The 23,829-nt window shown below is 40.5% G+C and carries 12 protein-coding genes; 4 read left to right on the top strand and 8 right to left on the bottom strand.

Annotated elements, in window-relative coordinates; translation table 11 throughout:
* Position 1: 1 nt before the first annotated feature.
* The 5 genes from BLU33_RS06125 to BLU33_RS06105 form a co-directional block, all read right to left on the bottom strand.
* Complete coding sequence (locus tag BLU33_RS06125) at positions 2 to 1,531, bottom strand: RagB/SusD family nutrient uptake outer membrane protein (RefSeq protein ID WP_091370359.1); 1,530 nt, start codon at positions 1,529 to 1,531, stop codon at positions 2 to 4.
* A 41-nt stretch (positions 1,532 to 1,572) separates the two neighbouring features.
* Positions 1,573 to 4,602 (bottom strand): SusC/RagA family TonB-linked outer membrane protein, encoded by a 3,030-nt coding sequence (locus BLU33_RS06120; RefSeq protein WP_091370356.1) that lies wholly within the window; start codon positions 4,600 to 4,602, stop codon positions 1,573 to 1,575.
* Between the two features lie 526 nt (positions 4,603 to 5,128).
* Positions 5,129 to 7,393, bottom strand: coding sequence for a GH92 family glycosyl hydrolase (locus BLU33_RS06115; protein WP_091370354.1), 2,265 nt, complete (start codon positions 7,391 to 7,393; stop codon positions 5,129 to 5,131).
* 318 nt (positions 7,394 to 7,711) lie between these two features.
* On the bottom strand, positions 7,712 to 10,318 hold the full coding sequence (locus tag BLU33_RS06110) for a Kelch repeat-containing protein (protein WP_091370351.1): 2,607 nt from the start codon (positions 10,316 to 10,318) through the stop codon (positions 7,712 to 7,714).
* A gap of 501 nt (positions 10,319 to 10,819) precedes the next feature.
* Entirely contained in the window at positions 10,820 to 12,112 is a 1,293-nt protein-coding gene (locus tag BLU33_RS06105; protein ID WP_091370349.1) for a glycoside hydrolase family 71/99-like protein, read from the bottom strand.
* Positions 12,113 to 12,426: 314 nt separating this feature from the next.
* Here BLU33_RS06105 and BLU33_RS06100 point away from each other — a divergent pair, with 314 nt between their 5' ends.
* From BLU33_RS06100 to BLU33_RS06090, 3 genes are read left to right on the top strand one after another with little or no spacing between them, the layout of a single operon-like run.
* On the top strand, positions 12,427 to 14,694 hold the full coding sequence (locus BLU33_RS06100) for a glycoside hydrolase family 3 N-terminal domain-containing protein (RefSeq protein WP_091370348.1): 2,268 nt from the start codon (positions 12,427 to 12,429) through the stop codon (positions 14,692 to 14,694).
* A gap of 34 nt (positions 14,695 to 14,728) precedes the next feature.
* Complete coding sequence (locus tag BLU33_RS06095; protein WP_091370345.1) at positions 14,729 to 16,288, top strand: alpha/beta fold hydrolase; 1,560 nt, start codon at positions 14,729 to 14,731, stop codon at positions 16,286 to 16,288.
* A 1-nt stretch (position 16,289) separates the two neighbouring features.
* Positions 16,290 to 17,513, top strand: coding sequence for a hypothetical protein (locus tag BLU33_RS06090; RefSeq protein ID WP_197684569.1), 1,224 nt, complete (start codon positions 16,290 to 16,292; stop codon positions 17,511 to 17,513).
* A 121-nt stretch (positions 17,514 to 17,634) separates the two neighbouring features.
* Here the strand turns inward: BLU33_RS06090 and BLU33_RS06085 are convergent, their stop codons facing one another.
* The 3 genes from BLU33_RS06085 to BLU33_RS06075 form a co-directional block, all read right to left on the bottom strand.
* The gene (locus BLU33_RS06085) at positions 17,635 to 18,345 is read right to left on the bottom strand and encodes an MBL fold metallo-hydrolase (protein WP_091370343.1); all 711 of its coding nucleotides are present in this window, start codon (positions 18,343 to 18,345) and stop codon (positions 17,635 to 17,637) included.
* Positions 18,346 to 18,707: 362 nt separating this feature from the next.
* Positions 18,708 to 19,517 carry a helix-turn-helix domain-containing protein gene (locus BLU33_RS06080; RefSeq protein ID WP_091370342.1) on the bottom strand — a complete coding sequence of 270 codons (810 nt, stop codon included), beginning with the start codon at positions 19,515 to 19,517 and terminating at the stop codon, positions 18,708 to 18,710.
* A gap of 43 nt (positions 19,518 to 19,560) precedes the next feature.
* The gene (locus BLU33_RS06075; RefSeq protein ID WP_091370340.1) at positions 19,561 to 20,532 is read right to left on the bottom strand and encodes an aldo/keto reductase; all 972 of its coding nucleotides are present in this window, start codon (positions 20,530 to 20,532) and stop codon (positions 19,561 to 19,563) included.
* A gap of 314 nt (positions 20,533 to 20,846) precedes the next feature.
* Between BLU33_RS06075 and BLU33_RS06070 the strand changes: the two genes are divergently transcribed.
* Positions 20,847 to 23,669 (top strand): carboxypeptidase-like regulatory domain-containing protein, encoded by a 2,823-nt coding sequence (locus BLU33_RS06070; RefSeq protein WP_091370339.1) that lies wholly within the window; start codon positions 20,847 to 20,849, stop codon positions 23,667 to 23,669.
* The last annotated feature ends 160 nt before the right edge of the window (positions 23,670 to 23,829 follow it).

Here is a 23,829-nt window from a genome sequence, read left to right as displayed (position 1 = left end):
ATTAATAGCCCGGATTTTGTTGCCATGCCGGGTTTAGTGACATTTCTGCATACGGAATAGGCGCTAAATATTTTTCCTGCACGTTTGTTCCGGCAGGGATTGGGTTTTCCGAAGGATCGCGAACCGCAATTATTGACGGCAGCAACTGCAAACGGCAAATGTCAAACCAGCGTACACCAAATTCGCCGGCACACTCATAAGCCCGCTCGTATACTACAGAATCCCTAAACGCCAGCTGTGAAAGGCCCGGCGTAAGTGGCTTTTCACCAGCACGTGCCCTAACTTGGTTTATAGCCGCATAACTTTGGGCTGTTGGGCCGCCGCCCGACATAGCCGACGATTCAGCATAATTTAAGAGAACCTGCGGATACCTCATAATATCATAGGCTTTATTAGTACTTGGCTGTATAGAGCTAATTGTTGTGGCTGTTTCATTTACCCCATCGCCGTTTAATCCGGCCCTGAACTTTTTGTAATATGGGTGACGGGCATGCGTGTGGCTATCAGACCATGGGTATAAAGTAAATGTCACGTTATCCGCGTTCCTTATTTTTAAAGTGGTATAAAATGTCAGGTCGGTACGTGTACATTTTGGTGCATCTTTAAAGAATGTAAGTTCCGGATAAAAATCATCCCATCCACTTGAACCATCAAGGGCAACTTCATCAAGCGGTACACTGGTTGAGCCAAAACTACGTTGTGGCAAACTGGCGGCAACATTGTACTGCAATGCAAAAATAGATTCAGAACTATTATTGGTAGTGAATACTTTGTCATAAGGTGTATTTAGATTATAAACACCTGCCTGCATCACGGTATTCGCAGCAGCAGCAGCCAAAGCATAATTGCTTGTTTGGTTAAGCGGCCAGCCAGCCATTGTTTGGTATACATCACTCAAAATAGCACTAACTGTATATACATTAGGTTTGCCCTGCTCCAATTTGGTGCTCAACATACCTTTTGCCGTGTTAAGATCACTTATAATTGATGCATAAACAGCAGCTACAGTAGCTCTTGGCAGCCTTGAATTTGGATCGATGGTTCCTAAAACAAGGGGTACCTGCCCAAATGTCCTTACCAAATAATAATAACACAGTCCCCTTAAGAAATACGCCTGACCTGCTGAAGCATTTTTCAGTGAATCTGTTGAATTAACATTTTTATAAACAGTAATTACGTTATTGGCCTGATAGATACAACTCCAAGGGCCATTCCATTCGGCAGGTAAGCTCTGATTGGTACTGCCGCCGGATAACCTGTCGAAATCGCGCTGATCCGCCTTATTTAATCCCGGATCGGTCGTTAAATCGTCTGACCCAAAGTAAGAGAACATTTTACTGGTAAAGCCCCATGAGCCATCCTTTGCCAATACAATGTACATAGCGTTAACAGCACCATCCAGGTCACTTTGTGTTTTATAATAAGTGCCCGGTGTTAATGTAGCCTTCGGATCCTCCTGAAGTATTTTTTTGCACCCGCCAAACAGCAGTAATGCCAGGGACGCAAATAATATTATTTTTATCGTTTTCATTTTTGTACTTTTTATGAATAATTAATTATTACAATAATGCCTTATAAACCAAGTCTGAATCCAACAGTGAATGTTCTCGGATTAGGTATTACTCCAAATTCCTGTCCCTGGTCATTAGTGGTATTACCATTGTACACTTCCGGATCATATCCCGGGTATTTGGTAATTGTAAATAAATTCTGACCACTTACATATACTTCCAAACTTCTGACTTTAATTCTGCTTAACAGATCATTAGGTATATGGTAAGCCAATGACAGGTTCTTTAATTTACAATAGCTGGCATCATATACATAACGACTACTATTATTTTCATTATGGCTGGTATTACTCCATGCAGGGTTATCTGTTTGATGTTGTGGTGTCCACAGGTTTTCAGGTACCGCTGCCGCAAGTGTAGCATTCTTCATATCACCTAAACCACCCCATAAATAGGCAAGGGTTTGAGAGAATATCTGGTTACCCTGCTCGCCCTGAAACATAAAGCTTAAGGTGAAGTGACCATAAGTAAAGTCATTGATAAAACCATAAGAGTACCTTGGTGTTGCATTACCCAGCGGTTCATAATCGGCTGATGTTATTGCATGGTCATTGTTTAGGTCGGCGTACCTTGCATCACCGGGTTTTTCACCATATAATGCTGCCTGAGCGGCTTGATCTGTTTTCCATGTACCCAGGAATTTATATCCATAAAATTCGCCTAATGGCAACCCAACCTTAATTATGCCAAAACCATCCGGCAAATTATCCAGGCCTTTAAGACTAAGGACTTTATTCCGGTTCAATGATACGTTGAAATTGGTTGTCCACTTAAATTTTTGTGAAGCAAAAGGAGTTCCGCCAATTGCAAACTCTAAACCTTTATTGCTGATACTACCAATGTTATTTTGCGTATTACCACCGCCTACATATTGAGGATTTGGGGAATTATATAAAAGATCGGTTACTTTATTTGTGTATGCATCTGCTACAAAAGTTAACCGTCCTTTTAAGAATGACATGTCAACTCCCAGATCATAGGCAGTTTTAACTTCCCATTTTAGTGAAAGCGGCGCCGGGCTACCTAAAAATGTGGCATTGCTTGCAGGACCGCCAGCACCACTATAGTAATAAGCGGTAGACGGGTTACCCGCTGTACTAATTTGTGCAATACTTGAATAAGCACCTACTGACTGATTGCCTGTTTGCCCATAAGTAGCACGGATCTTAAAATCAGAGAACACCGGTGAGTTCGCTAAAAAATCCTCTCTGCCAACATTCCAGCTTAAACCAATTGATGGAAAGGTGCTATATTTCTGGGTCAGGTGTGATGAACCGTCATCACGTATACTGGCTGAAATTTCGTATTTTTCTTTATAGGCATATATTACACGTGCCATATAGGATATTAAGCCGTCTGCACCATAGGTTGATGATGTCAGTTGTGTTCCGCCTAAAGCCAGGTTATAATAGCCCAGGTTATAGGTTGACAGGTTATTTGACCGGGCATCAACACTAACACCATTGTCCTGTGATTGCTCATACAATGCGGTTGCTGTTATTGAATGGTCGCCAAACGTCTTTTTATAAGTAAGGTAATTACTTGTTATGTAGCTAGTATTTTTACTTGAGTTAACATCTGCATAATCAGAGTGACTGATATAACTTCCCGTTCCAGGACCAAAAACAGTTTGATTAAGGCTCCATCCAAGGTTATATACGTCATTTGACGTGAAAGTTAAGCCATCAATAATGCGATAATTAAATGATAGTTGTCCGTCAACGTTCGTACTGGTATTATCAACTGCCTGGCTAAGCGCCTGGGCAATGGGATTGGGTTGTATAGAAGCATAAGGAGCGCTTTGTACAAATGAACCATCAGGATTTCTGATAGGTGACAAAGGATCGTATTCAGCTGCAAGGTTAAAAGGATCAACCAAACCACCATTGTAGCTATTATTATGGCTCTGCGGTAAACTTGCAGCAACAATAATTCTTAAGTCCATTTTGTTATTAAGCTTGGCGTCAATGGTGCTCCTGAATTTTGTATCCTTATACCATTGATTCAGTATTAATCCGGGTTGATCAAGGTAGTTTAATGATACACGGTATTTTACATTATCATTACCCCCTGAAACATCAAGCTGATAATTTTGCACAAATGGCTTTTGTTGCAATGCGCGTTGCCAATCGGTACCGCCATTTGTTTTGTAATCATTTAGCTGTTGTTGCGAAAATGGAGCCAAACCGCCTGTAGCTACGTATTGCGAATTTACTGAACGGGCAAAATCATAGGCATCCATTAAATCAAGTTCCTTAGGTATTTCACCTTTTTGAAACCATGCATCAAAATTGATGACTGTTTTTCCGGTCTGGCCTGATTTTGTAGTAATCAATATAACACCATTTGAACCCCTTGAACCATAAATAGCAGTAGCAGCCGCATCTTTTAACACTTCAATAGACGCGATATCATTGACGTTAACATCCGGGCCACCGCCAATGTATCCGTCAATTACATATAGCGGGGTTGTACTGCCAGTAATTGTATTTACACCACGGATGATAATGCTGGGATCGCGCCCTGGCTGCCCGCTTGTGCTGGTAACAGCCACACCTGATACGGTACCCTGTAATGCCTGGGATACATTTTCCAAGGGGCGTTTAGCAACTTCTTTTGCTGATATAGTGCTGGATGCGCCGGTAACATTACTCCTCTTTTGTGTACCGTAACCAACAGCCACAACTTCATTTAGTAAATTTGGTGCATCCTGCAATGTAATATTTAATGAAGTTTGCCCCGTAAAGGGTATTCTTTGTTCAGTATACCCAATAAAGGTAAAAACAAGTACGGCACCATCCTTTACTTGTATATGAAAGTTGCCTTTATCGTCGGTAACAGTCCCAAAAGATGTTCCTTCAATTTTTACAGTAACCCCTGGCAGGGCCTCTCCCTTACTGTCTTTCACAGTTCCGCTGATATCAGCAGGCGGTCGCGGAGAATTTGTCTGGCTACTCTTTACGAGTGCAAATGCGGCATTGCTTCCAAACACAATACAGCATACCAGTAACATAAATAAAAGTCTTTTCATTCTGGTTTAATTTTGGTTAATAAATTGGGTTAACAATTGATAGTCGAAAGTAAAACACCCCAATTAATAAAGTATTAACAAAAGATTAATGGGATTAATAAGAATTAATTTGCAAACAAAGCACTGATTGTCAAATATTTAATTATAAAGAATAAATATTAACACACGGTTTAATTCAACACAGTTAGCTTATATGGCAAATAGTTTTAATTATGTTGCCATTACAACAAATTGGTTCTTATAATCATTTCGGCCTATCAACTTAGGTAATAATACTGCAAAAATTCGTGCTGAAATAATAGAACTGCGTACATCCAAAATATTAAATCACTTAGTTAACAATGTAAGATTCAATATTACAGTCTATTAACACCTCCATTGCATTATCATTTAATTCGATTGAAGTACATATGTAGTGCCATAAAGAGAATAGTGCTCTCCCCTTTACAATTAAATACTATATATATGAAACGGTCCGGCCAGGATAAACCCGGCCGGACCGTTTCATATATATGGGACAAGCTGGTTATTGAACGCCCCAGCTTTTATTAGGCTTTGGCCCCATCTCAAGTTCAAGATTTCCGCCTGCAACCAGTTGCGCATGGGTAAACCAAGGTGTATTTAGCGGTTCGCCATTAAACTTTGCACTTTGGATATATTTATTTTTAACCGAGCAATTATTAGCAATCAAGGTAAATTGCTTGCCACCCGGAAGATCAATAGTTACTTTTTTAAACACCGGACTGCCAATTGTATATACTGGAATACCGGGAGTAACCGGATAAAAGCCCATGGATGAAAATACTACGAATGCCGACATGCCACCGCCATCCTCATCACCCGGAATACCAAAAATGGTATCCTTATACCATACATCAAGTAAAAATCTTACGCGATTTTGGGTTTTCCACGGTGAATTAGTAAAATTATAAAGATAGGGTATCACAAAACTCGGTTCATTACCCATGGAGAACTGCCCAACCAAACCTGTAGCATCCGGGAATTTACTCCAAAACTCATATTTACTTCTGCCCAGGCTTTCGCGGTATAATTGATCGAGCTTGTTTTCAAACAAGGTTTTACCGCCCATAAGAGCCATTAAACCTTTCACATCATATTGCACCTGCCATAAATACGTCCAACCATTATTTTCATCATAATATTCCCGGCCGCCCATACCACCATCAAACTTGGGGTCAATATTTATCCAGTTACCCCGGCCATCCTTGGGGATAAACATTTTAACTTTATCATTCCACAAATTTTTATAATTGAGCGCCCTTGAACTAAATTTTTTATAGTCATTATCTTTACCCAGATCTTTTGCCATCTGTGCTACAGCCCAGTCATCATAGCTGCCGCCAAGCGTTACAGCTACTGCCTGCCTTTTTTCAAAAGGGTGTACCAATGCTACAGTTTCCTTTTCACCGGGACGCAAGGCGGGGAAGTAGCCGTTTTTATAATAAAAATCATCTAATACTGTTTTCGGCCCGTTCCTCCACGGAAGCATGGTTGCCTGGGTTGCATTTTTCAGCATCCCTTCATATGCCTTTAAACTATCAAAACCTCTTATCCCTTTACGGTAATCATCAAGGATCATGATTGAGGAGTGAAAAGCATTCATACAAGGGTTATCACCAAAAAGCACAGGAAAGGTTGGCATCCATCCACCCTGTTCGTATTGTGTTACATAGGAGTTAACCATATCCTGCTCCAGCGCGGGATCCAGTATAGTCCTTAGCGGATGCAGTGCAAGGTAAGTATCCCAAATCCAGTCATCAACATAAAATGGACGGTTACTGGTGTGGATCTTTTTATCATAACCGCTGTAATATTTGTTGTTTTCAGATATATCTACCATGCGCTCATTACAACGGTACAGCGCTGTATAAAACGATCTCTTTTGCGCCTCAGTCCCACCCGTAACTTTTATCTGATCAACAACTTTTGCCCAGGTTTCCTCGGCATTGTTTTTAATGGAGGTAAAGGATTTATCCTTTATCTCCTTATCAAAGTTCTCCTTAGCCTGCTCAGCACTTATATAGGAAATGGCATATTTAAATTCAACCGTATCGGGTGAATTTTGCGGAAATGAGATCCATGCTTTTACATCGTTCCCATTTGCTGCATCATCCGTGTTTAATTTATCAGCCTTAACAGTACCTGTTTTACCCGCTATGCTAAAAACGCCGTACATATAAACTTTTATGTCATCATGGTAAGTTTCCATTCCCTGCATTTCATTGCCTCCGGTAAAATGCCAGCTGCCTGTACCATCATTATACAGGCTAAAAAGAAGGCTTTTATTTAGTGAATTATGCGGGAATGCAAAACGGAATATCCCCACCTTTTTGCCGGGAGTAAACTCAACATTCATATCATCATCAACCAAATAGGTTGAATAGTACCAGGGCCGTGTTACTTCTAAATCATGATCAAAAGTGAGTTTTTGATCCCACGCCGCTAATGAAAGCGGTTTAACCGATGGCTTAAGTGCAAATACCTGCCCCAGGCGGTGCGAAACTATTGTTAATGGAAAGCTGGAGATCTGGTCGTCAATGTAATCGTTTCTTTGCGGGTACATTCTTATAACCTGGTGAGGCAGTTGGGCCGTTGGCCGTGTAGGCTCCAGCAGTTGGCCAACGTTACCGATACGGGGGTCGATGTATTTTAGATTACCACCGCCTGCATTTTCGTCTTCATTTTGAGCAGATGCAGTTAAGCCGAAGCAGCAAATTAGTACAAGGTGTAATGAAATAGCTATTAATAGCCTTAGATAGTGTTTGTTCATTTATTAGGTTTTATAGTATCCTTAAAATGATCATATATTAAACAGGTTATCAACAAATAAAAATTCGCATCGAAAGATATGCAGCAAAAACAGTAATTAATTGCATATGCATCCGAATTAAATCCTTTTTAGTTTACAATCGGTTTTCAATATGACCGTGCCACGTAATTCATTATTTATTGGTGGCTTTCAGGGAGCTAATTAAACCTTTAACAGTTAATAAAAGATTAATGAAAGCATTAATGGAACATTATTATGCTGTATAATTAACATTTATTGGGGCTTTTTAAAAAATTAAGAGGAAAATATGGAAGATTATTAATGTTGCGCCAAAATATCATGAAAATCCCGTTTAAAATCTTCATCATAAATTATTTTATACTCTTTGACAAAACACTCAAAAGTATTTTTTGCTAGTGAGTGTTTACCCAATGTTGATAAGGCATTACACTTCAGTATCATGGATTCCTCGTTCACAGGATCAAAGTAAAAAATAAAATTGGCTATCTCTATTAAAAACTCGGCATTATAGGGTTGTGACGATTGCGCATAATGAAGGAAAGTATCAATTACCTCGTTTGAGATTTCTGCTTTAAATGTATCCAGCCACTCATAATCATTGTTTGACAAGAAATTACCCCTGCGGGTTATTTCAAAAAGAGATTTAATTTTTTGTTCATCAAGTTTCTTCTTATCCTTAACAATATTCAGGTAATTGTAATAGTCAACATAAATCTTATCATAATCTACATCAATTTTCCAGTAACCTGTATCCTTTGAAAGATGACAATCCTGCATCTTATCTAAAAGCGATTTAAGTTTTGCAATATTTACCGAACGGTTGTTCCTGGCACTTTTGGCAGACTTATCAAACCAAAGTATTTCATTTAATTTTTCAGAACTTAACCCCCTGCCTCTTTTTATAGAATACAGCAAAATAAGTAAAAACAGCTCCTTAATCAGCGGCGTGAAATGCTTTGTTATATCTGCCCCGTCCGCATCAAAAACCTGTAAATCGCCAAATAATAAAATCGCATTTTTTAGCGGAATATCACTTTCATAGTTCTGAACATCGCTTAATGAAGTTACACTTTCAGTTATATACGATGGCTGAGGCTGAACAACATCCCCGGATGGAAGAACCGGTAAGGGTTTCTCCAGGAATTTGGCGTATGGTGCATTGGCATTTTTTGTTTTATATCTTTTATAATAGATAAACCCACCCGCAGCCAATACCAAAATCATTGAGATTATAAAATACCAAAATTTATCGTTTTTTGCCAGTGATAAGTTTTCAGCAATATCAACCGGCGGCCCCAGTAAGGTATAAATATTAACTTTGGTTTCATCATTCTCTAACCTAAGCAGGGTAACTACTACAAATTTATTACTCGCCGGACAGTAGTAAAGGTCGGCGAAGGAATGTATATCATTAAAACTATATGGTATCGCACTTGTCAGAATTTTGTACGATGGGTCATTTAATGATCCCTTTATAAGCTGTAAACTGGAGTTGTATTTGTTTTGGGGAAATACCAGTCCATAGTATGCCTTTTCTTTATCGTTTATTATTAAGGAACTGGCAAAAGCAAAATCCTCGTTGTTTACTTTTAAATCAAATAGCTTTTTAAACGTTCTATTTTTTACGGTAAAACGCATCATGCTATAAATATTCTTCGGGTTTAGTATCTGTAATCCGCTTGAATTGCCGTAACCACCTATCACATACACGGTATCACCACTGGCACTTGCACCTAATGCTGATAAATAACGGGGCATAAAAAAGTCGCCTTTGTATTTTACCTGCTGCCATTTCTGGGTCTTGAAAGTGTATTGCTGTATTGTGTTTTTATACTGCAGCTGCCCGTATCCTCCAAACAGGTACAAAGATGTATCCATACCTGAAATCATTTTGTTGGCATGCCAGAAACCCGTTACAACGTTAGGCGTAAATTTTTTATCCCAGCTTTTGTTTTCAAAACTGTACCTGGCTACTGTCTTTTGGTCAGGAAAAAAGTTGTATAAACTATTATCGTATGGGTTGTACACCGATTGATTGCCCTGATTAAGGTTTGGTTTTATAACATTCGGGCTGCTGGTCATTGCTGAATTATTAACAGAATAACTGTAAACCGAATCTTTACCAACCAGGTACAAAATTTCATTTTTGCGGTCAAATGCAGTACTGGCGACACCCTGCACTGTAATATCTTTTGTTTTTTGCCAGTTATGATGCATTGCCGATATCCACAATGGATTGGTTATAGAACCGTTTTGCTGAGCAATAACTTCATGCACCACAGTTCCCATGCCCTCATTTAAAGGCCAGCTGTATTTTAAAACCTTGTTTTGTGAGATACTGATATTACGAAGCTTTATAGGCGGGATATCAGTTGTTTCAAATTGTTTATAGTTGTTGGTGCCAAAAAATATATGATAACAACCGTTCTTTTTTAAATGTAGCCCTTTTTCAACGAAAGTATTCTGCCCGTCGGAAAACACCAGCTGATCCTTTTCAACGTCGAATAATATGTTCAGTTTGTTCCATTGGCTAAACAATTTATTTAAGGGGATGTCGAATTTTATATTGGTTAGCTTATCACCAGCAATAACATTAAAATGGTTTTTTGAATCCTCTGCACTATAAATCAAGTCAAAATTACGGTCATTATCATCAATTATGCGTACGATGTAACCAAAATAAGTAGCCCGGTAAGGCAAAAAAGAAAGATCAAAAGAAAGGTCAAAATTACCGTTCAAACAAATGCTTTTATCAGTACACAGGTCAAGTGAAGTACGTTTATCCTGAAAAACTTCATGGCTTGAAAAACCCAGACCATAGTTCTGTCCAAAACAATTTTTATTCAGAACACAAATAAAAGCGGTTAAAACAATAATTTTAAAACCCGGGTAAAGTTTTCTCATACTTAATCTAATGCTTCGTTGTATATAAGATCGGTACTATATACAATACTTTTTTACAGGCTTATAAATATGGCACAACTGAGGTTGCCATTATTATCTCAAATTTAATATTTGAGACAGTAATTTCAATAAATTTATAATTTATTATATTATTTTCAATTCTTAGTCGGTTCTGTTTGAAAATTTCGTCTAAATAGTCCGGTTAGTCTGCAATTTTCATCCATTTTTTTAAATATGCAATCGATTGTTGGATGCCTAAAAACCATATTTTATAAAAACACTTCGCTTGGGATTCGATGAAATAGGGCGTAAACAAATCTAATCAAACGCAGAAACTGCTTTCCGTAGCTGCCTTGGCAGTTATGGAAAGCAGGGCAAATAATCTTAAATGTAAATACCAATCAGATGGTAAACCGATACCATCTGATTGGCAAATTTATGTATGGCGGTGTCCTCATTTCATAGCCGCAAGAACCAGATAAATTCTTGTTATTGAACTTATCATTTTACGGCTTCTCTTTCAGGCATTTTATACACCAGTGGCTTTTCTTTTCTTAAAATTTGAGCAGCCTGGCCCGTTAACCACAAATATTGGTCGGATGGTTCCCCATCAAATTTCACAAAGGCCGTTCCTGAACCGGGCGCAGTTACGGGTGGGTTACCATTTACCTTAAATATAGCGGTACCTTCATTTATCTCATCAAACATGGCTACATACAACATGGATGCCCCTGCCGACATAGCGGTAGATAGCATTTGCCAGTAAAAACGCCCACCTTCGCGCGGTATGGATGCTATCGGCTTTACATCATCAGGAAATTCATAGCGGCTCAGATTATGCCAGCTGAAACCCGGGTAAACACATGGCACATAAGCAACATGGTTCTCGCTGCACCATTTCATGTCATCAATAATATCGTCGCGGTATCTGTCCATATCATTATGCAGCAATGGCGAATAACGCTGAACACTCCATGGTAAAACAATATCACATTGTTTAATGAGCTGATGCAAATATGGGTCGTTTGTGCAATCGGCCTTTAAACTGCGCCATGAGTTTGGTACGCCTATCATAATGGCACAACCGCCATACACCGGGTCGTTCTTTAAAAAATCTATCAGTCTTTCAAAACCTATATTGCGGATATTATAAGGTCTGTCGGGAAAACCTACACCCCAAATGGCTACCAAGGGCTTGCCATTATAATGAAGGTAGGTTTTGGTGCCGGGCTGGTTGGTTACCTTTAGCTGGTCAACCAAATACTTCCAGTCCTCAATAATGCTGGAGCAATCCTGGCCCGAAGCGCTTAACCCTGAAAGATCATACATTACTGCAATCGCTCTTTTATATTTAGAGGCTGCCTCAAGTGCATTTTTTAACACAACCGATTCCTTTTCTTTGTCTTTAGCGTTAGCATTATTAAAGAATCGCTGCATAAATACACCATCAATACCATATTGCTGCATCCATTTAAAATGCAGGTCGACCGTACTTTTATCTACCGAGCTAAAGAAACGGGCCTGGTCGCCATTTGGCAGTTTAAAGGGGGTTGGATAAGTTTTTTCATATTCAGTTACATCGGGCCAAACATCAATCCCCGAATGGTTTTCATTGCCATAAACATACCGGGTACTTTGTGAGCCATCACCCTCGGCCCTGAACCAGCCCTGGTAGCCGGCCATAATTAAACCCTTGTAAGTTGGGTAAAGCGTTTCTGTACTGTGTTTATTTTGCCCGAATACTATCGCGCTCAGCAATAATAAAATGCCTGAAAAGGTAAACTTGATTTGCATAATTGGTTTATGTTAAATTGGTATTAGTATGCAAATAAATTCAGCATCATTAATAAATCCTTAATAACTCATTAATAGCAAAACTTAGTTTAAAATACCTGAGGTGGGTTTTCAAGACTGTGAAAAGTTATAATTAGCAGTATCACATGCCTTTTCTATGGCACGATCAGCACATACCAATTACTTTTAAAATTTTCTTTAGTTATTAATTTTTTATTAATCACTTATTATCCGCGGCAGTATAGTTTTACCATACCAATGTATCTGCGGATATATAAACCAATTAAATCATTTTATCAGCAACAACCATCTTTATGAGATTAAAGAAAAGCCTGTTTATACCTTTTATAACTATTACCTGCTGTTCGTTCACCAGCATAAAGCCTGTTTATAAATATCCGTATCAAAACCCGGCTATTCCGGTAAAGCAGCGTGTTGCCGACCTGGTTAGCCGGATGACACTGACCGAAAAAATAAGACAGCTGGATATGTTTGAAGGTAAAACGGTATCAGATATGCAGGGGCATGATGCCAGCTCTGTTTCAGCCGAAAAAATGAAGCAAACCATAGGCACAGCCGGCATTGGTTCTATTCATGATTTTTACCCAATCGGCGCAGACCTTACCAACCAGGTACAGAAATATGCTATTGAAAATACCCGGCTCGGTATTCCCGTATTATTTATTGAAGAAGGGTTGCATGGCTATTCAGGCCGGGGCAGCACATCGTTTCCGGTGCCTATCGCATTATCAACAGCATGGGATACTGTACTTGTACACCAAATAGGCCGTGTAATAGCAACGGAAATGCGGGCACATGGCATAAACATGATATTAGGCCCCGTATTGTGCCTGCCCCGCGACCCACGCTGGGGAAGAACAGAAGAAACCTATGGCGAAGATCCTTACCTCGACGCGCTTAATGGCGTAGCCATGGTTAAGGGCCTGCAAGGAAAAAAATTAAGTGATGATGATGCCGTGCTTGCCGAACCCAAACATTTTGCCGTACATGGCATACCCGAAGCAGGGAGTAATATTGCTACGGTAAATATTGGCGAACGTGAAGCCAGGTCGTCCTTTTTATATGTTTTTGAAAAGGCAATAAGGCAAGGTGGTGCCCAGGGTATGATGGCCGCTTACAGCGAAATGGATGGCATACCTTGTGTTGATAATGAATGGCTGCTGAAAGATGTGCTGCGCAAGGAATGGGGCTTCAAAGGCTTCGTACTATCAGATCTCGGTGCTATAAAAATGACCTTAAACAGTCACCATACAGCAGCTAATGCAAGCGATGCTTTGGCGCAAACCTTTACAGCAGGTATGGATATGCAGTTCTATGATTTTCCGCATGATGATTTTATTACGGCTATGAAACTGGCCATACAAAATAAAAGCTTATCAATGGCTGATCTGAATCGTGCGGTTTCGGATGTATTGAGGGTTAAATTTAAATTGGGTTTGTTTGATAACCCATACATCAATCCATCGTTATCAGCAAAAGTGTTTCACTCGCAACAAAATCAGGACCTGGCGTTGCAGGCAGCAAAAGAAAGTATCTGCTTGTTAAAAAACGACCAGCATATACTCCCTTTAAATAGTAATGTGCATTCGCTGGCCGTTATTGGCCCGCTGGCAAAAAGCACTTATTTGGGTGGCTATTCAAACACCGATGATAAAGCTATATCTATTTTAGATGGGTTAAAGCAACGGGCAGGTAATTCCATTAATATTAACTATGAGGCGGGTTATGAACCGGATTCCACAGCTAGTTTACAGGCTGATTATTTAAAAAAGGCTCTTGAATTAGTTAATCATGCTGATGCTGCAGTAGTTGTTTTGGGTGAAGATGTGAAAGAAGTAGGCGAAGGAAAAGACCGCTCAAACCTGGATATTAACAAGCTGCAGGAAAACCTTATTGAGGCTGTTTACAAAACAGGTAAACCGGTAACCGTAGTATTGGCAAACGGCAGGCCACTGTGCATCAACTGGGTGGCAAAAAATATCCCGTCGATAGTTGAAGCGTGGTTTGGGGGCGAAAAAGGCGGCCTTGCTGTTGCTGATGTGCTTTTGGGTGCATACAACCCTTCAGGCAAATTGCCTATCACCTTCCCCCGCTCCACCGGGCAGATCCCTTTTTATTATAACCATAAACCATCATCAAGGCATATTTATGTTGATCAGGATAGTACCGCGCTGTTTAATTTCGGCCATGGCTTAAGTTATACTACGTTCAGCTATGATGACCTGCAGATCAGTCCTTTAAAAATACCTGTTAATGGCACGGCAACCATCACCGTAAAGGTTAAAAACACGGGCAATGTTGAGGGCACAGAAGTGGCGCAGCTATACATAAGAGATGTAGTATCAAGTGTTACCACGCCTGTACAATCCTTAAAAGGCTTCAGCAGGGTCAACCTTAAACCGGGCGAAAGCGGAACAGTCACTTTTAAACTTAATGCAGCAGAACTAGCGGTTTGGAACAGGCAGATGAAACATATTGTTGAGCCCGGCGAGTTTAAGATTATGGTAGGCAGCGCATCTGATGATATCAGGCAAAACGGGAGCATCTATGTTGTTAAATAAGACCTTTGAACTAATATAAACCAACAATAAGCTAATGAATACACAGTCAAAAACCACATGGCACAGCTCGTTAAAACATATTATACCATGTATGATCATCATTAATAAAATAGTTTTGTGTTGTTATTTGTTAACCCTGGTTACAGTTAACACCGCATCGGCACAAACCGGTACGCAGGCTTTTTCTGATATAAAAACAACATGGCGCGGTGATTATGATCGTTATGACTTTTTGATGGATACTGCTACGCTGGCTATTAAACCCATTAAAGCAGCCGCAAGTGAACAGTACGGCATGACCGATACTGTTAAAGGCCAGGTTCGTTGCATTTTAGTGGTACCCAAGCATGCGGCAACTGGCAATCCATGGTGCTGGCGTGGCTTTTACTGGGACCATGAACCACAATACGAAGTTGAATTGCTGAACCGTGGCTTTTATATAGCCTATATCAATTGCGACCCTGGCAAACAATGGGAAGCCTGGTATAAATTCCTTATAGATCATGGTTTATCGGCCAAACCGGCCTTTGGCGGTATGAGCCGGGGCGGTATAAACGCTTATGCGTGGGCTACAAGTCATCCCGATAAAGTTTCCTGCATCTATGGCGATAACCCCGCTATCCGGCCAGCAAGCATGGCAAAAATGGGCGATCTGGCCAAACGGGATATCCCGCTTTTAAATGTTTGCGGCAGCCAGGACTTCCTCTATGAAAAAAACACACAGCCTATTGAGGATATCTATCATCAGCTAAATGGCCGCATTACTGTGCTGATTAAGGAAGGAACGGCACATCACCCGCACAGCCTGCGCAACCCTATGATAATTGCTGATTGGATAGAGAAAAATATTCAGTCATCAACTGCTGTGCCTGATTTTATTGATTCAACATTTACTAAATCGCATTATTACAGCCTTGCCAAAACTTATAAATATTTAACGGAAGAAGATACTTATGCTACCTGCAGCGGGCCCGGATTTACGCCTTGCTATGATCGTTATGATGTAAAGAATAAAAACTTCTTTGGCACATCAACCCTGGTAATTATTGTTCCAAATAATCCTGCCCCGGGCAAGCCATGGGTCTTCCGCGCCGACAGGATCGACAGGGATGCTGTTGTAGACCAGGAATTACTGGCGAAAGGTTATTATATAGTGGCAACACCACTTACTGAACAATCAGGTGCCGACAGCAGCCAATGGAATGCGATCTATAGAACATTAACCGACCATGGCTTTGCAAAAAAAGTGGTAATGGAGGGCACTGGTGCTTCCGCAGGTGAAGCTTATGCATGGGCCATCCAAAACCCGGATAAGGTTAGCTGTATTTATACAGTAAACCCGGTTATGCGCAGCCTGATGACTAAAACAGTTTTACTGGAAAATCTTTCACCGCTCGCTAAAGCCGGTATACCACTGTTAAATGTTTGCGGTAGCCAAGATCCCTGGTTACGGTTCAATACCATGGATATTGAAAGCAGTTATAAACAATTGGGCGGCTCTATAACCGTAATAGTAAAACAAGGCGAGGGCCATTTTTTAACTATCGACCCTAAACCAGTTGTTGATTTTATCACCAAAAAAAGTAAATCGTAGTATGAAAACCAGATCGGCAATACTCGTGTTATCGTTATTTTTCAATTTGGGATATGCCGGCGGGCTGCCAAATAAGGACAAGGATTATAAATTCAGCCAAATCATTTCAAGACCGGTGCTTGAAAATTACCTGGATCGCTCCATTACTATGCAAAGCCTGCTTACTAATCAAAATGACTTTGATGATAACCTCCGCATGATTAAAAATATAGGCGCGAAGTTTATAGGCAGAGCGGTTTGTCAATGGGGTGGCGAAGCACACTTAATGCAAAACTTTGAGCTGGAAAAACAATTGGCCTTAAAAGTACACCAAGCCGATCCGGACATTATTTTGCAGGCTTGCATCTTTGAAAATGTGACTGATGAAATAAACCAGATTGCTATACCGGCCTGGGCATTTACTGCCTTGGGTATGCCCGTTGAGCAAAGGAACTTCCGTTATGATGATATGCTTTATACTGATGGAAGGTTTAAGAATCAATGGGGTAATGGTTCGGTACCGGATGTGAGCAGGTCAGAAACCAAGTTGTTATTTTATTTTCTTGCGGTTTCCTACATCAATGCCGGTATTGAAGGTATTCACTTTGGGCAGGTTGAGCTGATGAATAAAAACGATAAAAATTTAGATAACTATGCCCAGATGCTTGGCTTAATCAGGGCTTATGCTCATCAGCATGCCCGCCGCGGGATGGTAATATGTGATGCACATGTTCCCAGTGGTGGTTTTCTGCGCGATGGGAAGTTGCTATTGGATGTTCATGCCTTTCCTTTAAGAATAATGGAAAACCCTGATAAGGCACAGGAAGCAACCTTAAAAGTAGGTTATACCGATGCTCTATATCTACGCAGCAAAGGGGGCATTACGCCGAGTGGCTGGTCATGTGATCACCTGCCTTATTTGGTTGAGTTTGATAACTATGGGGGCAGTAGTCAACCCGGACAGGCAAAAGCTGCCGGGAGTTTCTTTTGGGTTTGGGGTTATGATGAAATCAGTTGGTTTGCCAATCAAGATAAACCCTACCGCACTTATTGGCTGCATTATGCTTACGACTGGATACATAAAACCGATATAAACGGCCACCTGGAAATGCCCGGCAGCAGGCAAACATCAAAGCTTAAACAAATGAAATGGTACCATGCCAATAACCAAAGCCTGGTTATGCCCGGAGGCCTTGGCGATGAAGATACCATACGTGATATATGGGCCGCAGCAGATTTAAAATAGATCCCTTGTTTATAATTCGCAATCTTTCGTTCATGATTGATGTTAATTGGGGACTGTTTCTAATAATTCATCTCCGGTATTATTGATCTTTTTTTAGCTGACTATTATGATTATTCATTATTTAAATAAATGAATAATCATAATAACTATTAAACGCCTCCCTGAGGATGCTGCCGGCATTGCTCAGGATTGGCCTGCCATGCCCGAAAACAATTTTTTCGAAGTCGAGATCTGTTACTTTAACAATACTGCGAATGCCTTCGTCCCTGTCCTCATAAAATACGCTTAGGTCAAGCCCCATACTATTCGATAACAGGTCACCAGCAATCAGCACTTCTTCTTTTTCGGCCAACAAGGAGATATGGCCTTTACTGCGCCCGGGTGTATGTATAACGCGGATACCGCCCAGTAAAGGCAGCATGTCATTATCATTTAACTGCCTGTCTATCTCAACCGGATCAATGTCTATTGCCGACCGCTTTATTGCCAAATGATAGATCAACCAATTTTTCAACCCCGGTGTCAGGGATAATTCTTTGCGAAAAGCAATACCGTATCGTATGATCTGCGCATCGTAGAAATGAGCCATCACCGGCACCCCTAAAATCCTTTTTATTTCCCCGGCACTTCCGGCATGATCAGGATGCAGATGTGTGAGGATGATCTGTTTGATAGCATAAGGATCCTTACCCGCTGATTTAATTTTATTGAAGATTTTGCCGGCACTCCCTTTTGGGCCGGTACCTACCAATGTAAGGCCATTATCTTCAATTACAAAAACGTTAACCCAGCCCAGGCTAATCTGGTATATATTATTGCTTATCCGTTTCATACGATTATTAATGTGATTTTAAATTAAAAATTGATGATTAATAGCGTAAAAACGGATGCATAAAGCTTGATGTGTATTTGAATTAATGATTAAAATTATAGTTGCCAAACATGTTAACTGAAATCCTTAACGCTGTTTTCTGATACAAACGTCTAAAAGATCCATGTTAAGAAATGTTAAAGTCGACAGGGCGGCGGGTTTTACCTACCAATAGATGTATTCTATCTACTACCTTAAATTTGTTTTAGTAAAATACCGGAGAAATAGTTTCTACACCCCCCTGAGGTTTTTTTGGGGAAACTGTGTATAATATTTAAACAGGTTGATGATTTTCCTAAAAAAATCAACGTTGTCCTATTATATTATAAACACTCGGAGGGCGCTTTGCCGAACTTCTTTTTAAAAGAATGCGAGAAATGAGAAAGGCTTTCAAATCCCAGGTCGAGGTAGATCGCTGATGGTTTTTTGTTCCTTTTTTCTATAAGATGCCGGGCCTCCGTTAGTCGCTTTTCCTGTAGCCAATGCCGGGGCGCCATGCCGAATACCTTATGGAAGTCGCGTTTGAACCCAGCAAGGCTTCTCCCGGTGAGTTGCGCAAATTTTTCAACAGGGAGATTAAAATGAAAATTACTGAGCATAAACTTTTCCAGATCGATTTTATAGGGCTCCGAAAAATCGAATAAAAAATCCTTAAGCTCTGGCATGGTATGCATCAGCAACTTCACCCCTTCACTCACTTTCAAAATGCCCATGGCTGTAGTTAATTTTTCAGCCGGATTCCTTACATAAGGTATTACAGACTGAAAATAGCCCTGCAAAAAATCGTTTCCGGGAATAAGAATATTAGGAGGACCTGTGTATTTCTGCTGTATATCTATTTGCTCTTCCAACGCGATCTTTCTGAGCAGATCTTCCTGCAGTGAAATGACGATCGTTTCGTAATTCTCACCGGGGAGCGGAGTTTTTGTGATCTGCCCCAATTGATTTTTGCCGATCAGCAACATTTGGCCTCCATTCATCGAAATTTTTTGACTGGCAGTTTCCAGCGTAAAATGACCCGAAACCTGTAATACCAGGGTATTGTGCATCAGAAAGCCCACTTTATCCTTTCGCATGGTGGAGAGATAGGAGTAAAAGATTACCCCGGGAATTATTTCTGTTGGATTCGTCATTAAGTAAAGATATAAAATAGACAGGGCTTTGCAGCCCTGCCTATTATCGTTGCAGATAGGTACCGCCAAGTATAGCGCCCGGCGAAAATTGCGTATTAAGGGTATTTATATCTTCCGGAGTGAATTCGATCTCCATGGCTTGTATATTTTCCGGCAGGCGCAATCTCTTGCTCATACTTACCAATGGCATAATATGCTCGCCCTGTGCATTCACCCAGGCTATTGCCAACTGTGTTGGGGTGTATCCTTTTTCCTTTGCCATTGTCTTCAATACTTCTACTTTCTCCAGGTTCTTAATCAGGTTCTCACCCTGAAAACGCGAAAAATGATTATGATAGTCATTGGCCGCAAGGGGTGCTTTCATTTCACCGGTAAGCAGCCCCTCGGCTGTATTGGCAAATGCTACAACCCCTATACCCAACTCTTCAGCAGTAGGAAGAAGCTCGCTTTCTATCTGACGATCTGCTAATGAATAGCCTATTTCCAATGCTGTCACAGGGTATATGCTATTGGCTTTACGCAGTTGATCCGCAGTTATTTCCGAAACACCCAGATACCGCACTTTTCCTACTTTTATCAGGTCGGCTACAGTTCCTATCACATCTTCCACCGGAACGCTGTTATCTAATCTGCATGGCTGATAAAGATCTATAGTATCTACACCCAAACGGACCAAAGAATAGTTTATAAAATTCTTGATGGCTATCGGGCGAAGGTCCAAACCCAACCACTGACCGTTATAAAAGATAGCACCGAATTTAACGCTGATGAATGCATCATCCCTTCTGCCTTTAATGGCTTTGCCCACCAACAACTCGTTGTGGCCGGCACCATAAAAATCCCCTGTATTCAGAAAATTGATACCGCTGTCTAATGCCGACTGAATAGTAGCTATACTTTCACGCTCGTCGTTCACCGGGCTTCCCCAAACTGAGGACATGCGCATACAGCCTAATCCGAGTTTGGACACGAGTGGGCCGTTTTTGCCGAGGTTTATTTTTGTTATGTTTTTCATAGCTGATATTTTATTTATTAATGACACAAAGATCAGCTTTATAGCCAAGGGCCGATTTCCTTTACGGCTCAATTTACTTGCCTGTATGGCTCACTTTTTTCTCATTCAGACGAGCGATAGATAGCTATTAGCAACTTTTGAAGCTATTGGAAAAGAACCTTATAAGCTAAACCCTACCTCATTGTAATCAATAATTTACAAGCATATTATTAACATGCTATGTACTCACATCATAAATAAGCATTTATTAAGAAAAAAATAATAACTACTTATTGCTTTGTACCCATAACCAACAATTATTAAACTTAACACAAATGGACAAATTTTTACGCAAAAGGAAAGCTATTGCCTTGCTTTTCTTTCTACCCCTGCTATATCTTGGTGTTAGCGCACAGGCTCAAACTTCCACAACTTCGTCTCAGTCAATTATCGATAAGACAGCCAGGTACAATGACAGCTTACCAACTGAGCGGCTTTATCTTCATCTCGATAAATCTTATTATTCAGCCGGTGATACTATTTGGTTTAAAGGCTACCTTATTAATTCAGCATTAGCCTATTCGCCTTTAAGCAGCAGGTTATATGTTGATTTGATCAACGATCACAATAAAGTTGTTCGTCATTTAGTATTCCCCATATCCTTTGGCCTAACCCTAGGCAACATTTACCTCGACGAAAGCCTGGTACATGAAGGCGCTTATACCATACGGGCATATACCAACTGGATGCGCAATTTTGGGCCCGATCAGCTTTTCTATACCAACTTATACGTTGCGGCCTCAGGCAGTGATTCATTGCTCGTTAATGCAAATTCTACTTTATCAGCTAATCATCTTAAAATTGATCTGAAATTTACCGGACCAAAAAATCAACCCAGTGGTGTACATGACCTGCAGGTAAAATTAGCTGATGACAAAAAAACATGGCAAACCAGCAATGCACAAACATCTGCCAGCGGCGACCTGAACCTGGATTTTGATTTACCCGACAATGTACCTGTCAAAAACCTTACACTCATCGCACAGGATAAAAAAACAAACACGACAAAATTAATCCCTGTTAATGTTACCAGAACAGCCGATATAGACCTCCAATTTATGCCGGAAGGTGGCCAGCTGGTGGAGTCACTGCCTACTCATATTGGGTTTAAAGCAATAGGCGAAGACGGAAAGGGTATAAATATTAAAGGTGTGCTCATCGACAAGGAAAACAATGAAGAAGTAAGCTTTGAATCCTACCATAACGGCATGGGCGCCTTTGATTTTGTACCCTTGCCGGGCGAAAAATATACCGCCAAAATAACCTTACCGGATGGCGGGGTTAAAACAGTAAACCTTCCTGTAATAAAAACCTCAGGGACCTTACTAAAGATCAAAAATAACGCATCCGACTCACTTGAGGTTTCCGTTCTGGCAACTAAGGATATGCAGAGCGCCACTAATGACTATACCATTATAGGGCAATCGAGAGGGGCTATTTATTATGCCGCCACTTTTAAGCTTAATAAGGATTATGCTACGTTTTATGTACCCAAAAGTTCTTTCCCTACCGGGATAGCGCACTTCACCTTATTCAATGCTCAAAACCAGCCCCTCAATGAAAGAATGAGCTTTATCAACCACCATGATAACCTTAAGGTTGAAATAAACTCAAATGCTGCATCCTATGCGCCCAGGGATAGTATACCAGTGCATATTACTGTTAAGGATGATAAAGGTAACCCGGTAGTAGGCAGCTTTTCCTTATCTGTTACAGATGACGGGCAGATTAAGAACACAGATATCAACAAAACAAACATACTTACACAACTGCTGCTATCAGCTGATCTGAAAGGCTATGTGGAGGATCCCGCCTGGTATTTTTCTGCAGATAATAAGGCAGCCAAAGCACTTGATATATTATTGCTGACCCAGGGTTGGATAGGTTATGATTGGAAAGACATTTTAAACGGACCGGCGCAGCCTGCTTTTGATGCCGAACCACAATATATGCTTAAAGGCAAAGTTGTAAATGTATTAGGTAAACCTATTGCCAACTCAAATGTAACGCTGTTAAGTACCGGAAAAATAAAGCTTTACAAAGACACAACCAGCGATAGCAGGGGACAGTTTACTTTTAAGAATTTTCCGCTTATAACCGATAGCATAGCTTTTGTATTGCAGGCCCGTAACGCCAAAGGCAGAATTGTTAATGCCGGCATAACCGTTAAAGACGATGATATACCATTGGTTTCGCTGCCTTACTTCCCCCCTCCTGTTCCGTGGTATGTAAATAGTGATAGCACCGCCCTTAATTATATAAATAAAAGTGCTGCTTACCATGATGCACTGGACGGTTTAAAGAATGGACCGGGTAATCACCTGCTGAAAACAGTAAACATAAAGGATAGAGCGGTAATTAAGGGCTCGAAAAATTTAAATGGCGCAGGCAGCTATGATCAGGCCATTACACAGGATGAAATTGTAAAAGCCGGCAAAATATCATTACTAAAACTTATTGAGCAAAAGGTGAACAGCTTTCATGAAGGCTATGGCGCCAAAGGGAACAATTTAGCGTTTATGTTAAAGGATAAGCGGGTACATTTTTCTATTGATGGAATAGATATTGACAGGTTTTATGAAAAATCGGACAACTCGATTCCGAACGATCATTACTACTATCAGAAGGAAATACTTGAATATTTTACTGCCGAAGATATTACAGGGATAGAAGTGATCTATAGCACAAGGTTCACTGCCTTATATGATGAACGTAACTTGCCCGATGGTACAGCTACCCCGCCTACGGCACGTGCCGGTGAAGATGTGGCTTATCTGGAAATAACCACCAGATCGGGCCAGGGGCCATATGCCAACAGGTCTACCGGTATTTTTGTGTATAAGCCGGTACCTATAACTGTACCCGCTCAATTTTACAGCCCTAAATATGTTGTTAAAAATATGTACCCGAGATTTACAGATCTGCGCTCAACCATTTATTGGGAACCTAATATTGTAACCAATAAGGCCGGTGAGGCTAAAACAGTTTTTTATGCAGCAGATCCGTTAACAACTTATACAATTGTTTTACAAGGTGCCGATCTTAATGGAAAAGTAGGTTACACAACGCATCAAATAACCATTGCGAGTAAAAAATAAAAAAACGCCCCTACTAAGTAAATATATATTGTTTAACAAAAGAACGTGCCCTTGAATAAGGCACGTTCTTTTTTGTAAGTAACATAGGTCTTCAGAAGATGGGAAAAAGAAGTATCGGCCTTGGGGCGGGGAAGGGTGGGATTTAACAGCTTATTTGGTG

The organism is Mucilaginibacter mallensis, from assembly GCF_900105165.1.
Taxonomy (GTDB): Bacteria; Bacteroidota; Bacteroidia; order Sphingobacteriales; family Sphingobacteriaceae; genus Mucilaginibacter; species Mucilaginibacter mallensis.
This window is presented reverse-complemented; position numbering and strand designations above follow the sequence as displayed.

Excerpts from the sequence above, each read along its gene's own strand:
- BLU33_RS06070 (WP_091370339.1), top strand. The coding sequence starts at position 20,847 with ATGGACAAATTTTTACGCAAAAGGAAAGCTATTGCCTTGCTTTTCTTT.
- BLU33_RS06105 (WP_091370349.1), bottom strand. The coding sequence starts at position 12,112 with ATGCAAATCAAGTTTACCTTTTCAGGCATTTTATTATTGCTGAGCGCG.
- BLU33_RS06125 (WP_091370359.1), bottom strand. The coding sequence starts at position 1,531 with ATGAAAACGATAAAAATAATATTATTTGCGTCCCTGGCATTACTGCTG.
- BLU33_RS06090 (WP_197684569.1), top strand. The coding sequence starts at position 16,290 with ATGAAAACCAGATCGGCAATACTCGTGTTATCGTTATTTTTCAATTTG.
- BLU33_RS06085 (WP_091370343.1), bottom strand. The coding sequence starts at position 18,345 with ATGAAACGGATAAGCAATAATATATACCAGATTAGCCTGGGCTGGGTT.
- BLU33_RS06120 (WP_091370356.1), bottom strand. The coding sequence starts at position 4,602 with ATGAAAAGACTTTTATTTATGTTACTGGTATGCTGTATTGTGTTTGGA.
- BLU33_RS06115 (WP_091370354.1), bottom strand. The coding sequence starts at position 7,393 with ATGAACAAACACTATCTAAGGCTATTAATAGCTATTTCATTACACCTT.
- BLU33_RS06110 (WP_091370351.1), bottom strand. The coding sequence starts at position 10,318 with ATGAGAAAACTTTACCCGGGTTTTAAAATTATTGTTTTAACCGCTTTT.
- BLU33_RS06095 (WP_091370345.1), top strand. The coding sequence starts at position 14,729 with ATGAATACACAGTCAAAAACCACATGGCACAGCTCGTTAAAACATATT.
- BLU33_RS06080 (WP_091370342.1), bottom strand. The coding sequence starts at position 19,517 with ATGACGAATCCAACAGAAATAATTCCCGGGGTAATCTTTTACTCCTAT.
- BLU33_RS06100 (WP_091370348.1), top strand. The coding sequence starts at position 12,427 with ATGAGATTAAAGAAAAGCCTGTTTATACCTTTTATAACTATTACCTGC.
- BLU33_RS06075 (WP_091370340.1), bottom strand. The coding sequence starts at position 20,532 with ATGAAAAACATAACAAAAATAAACCTCGGCAAAAACGGCCCACTCGTG.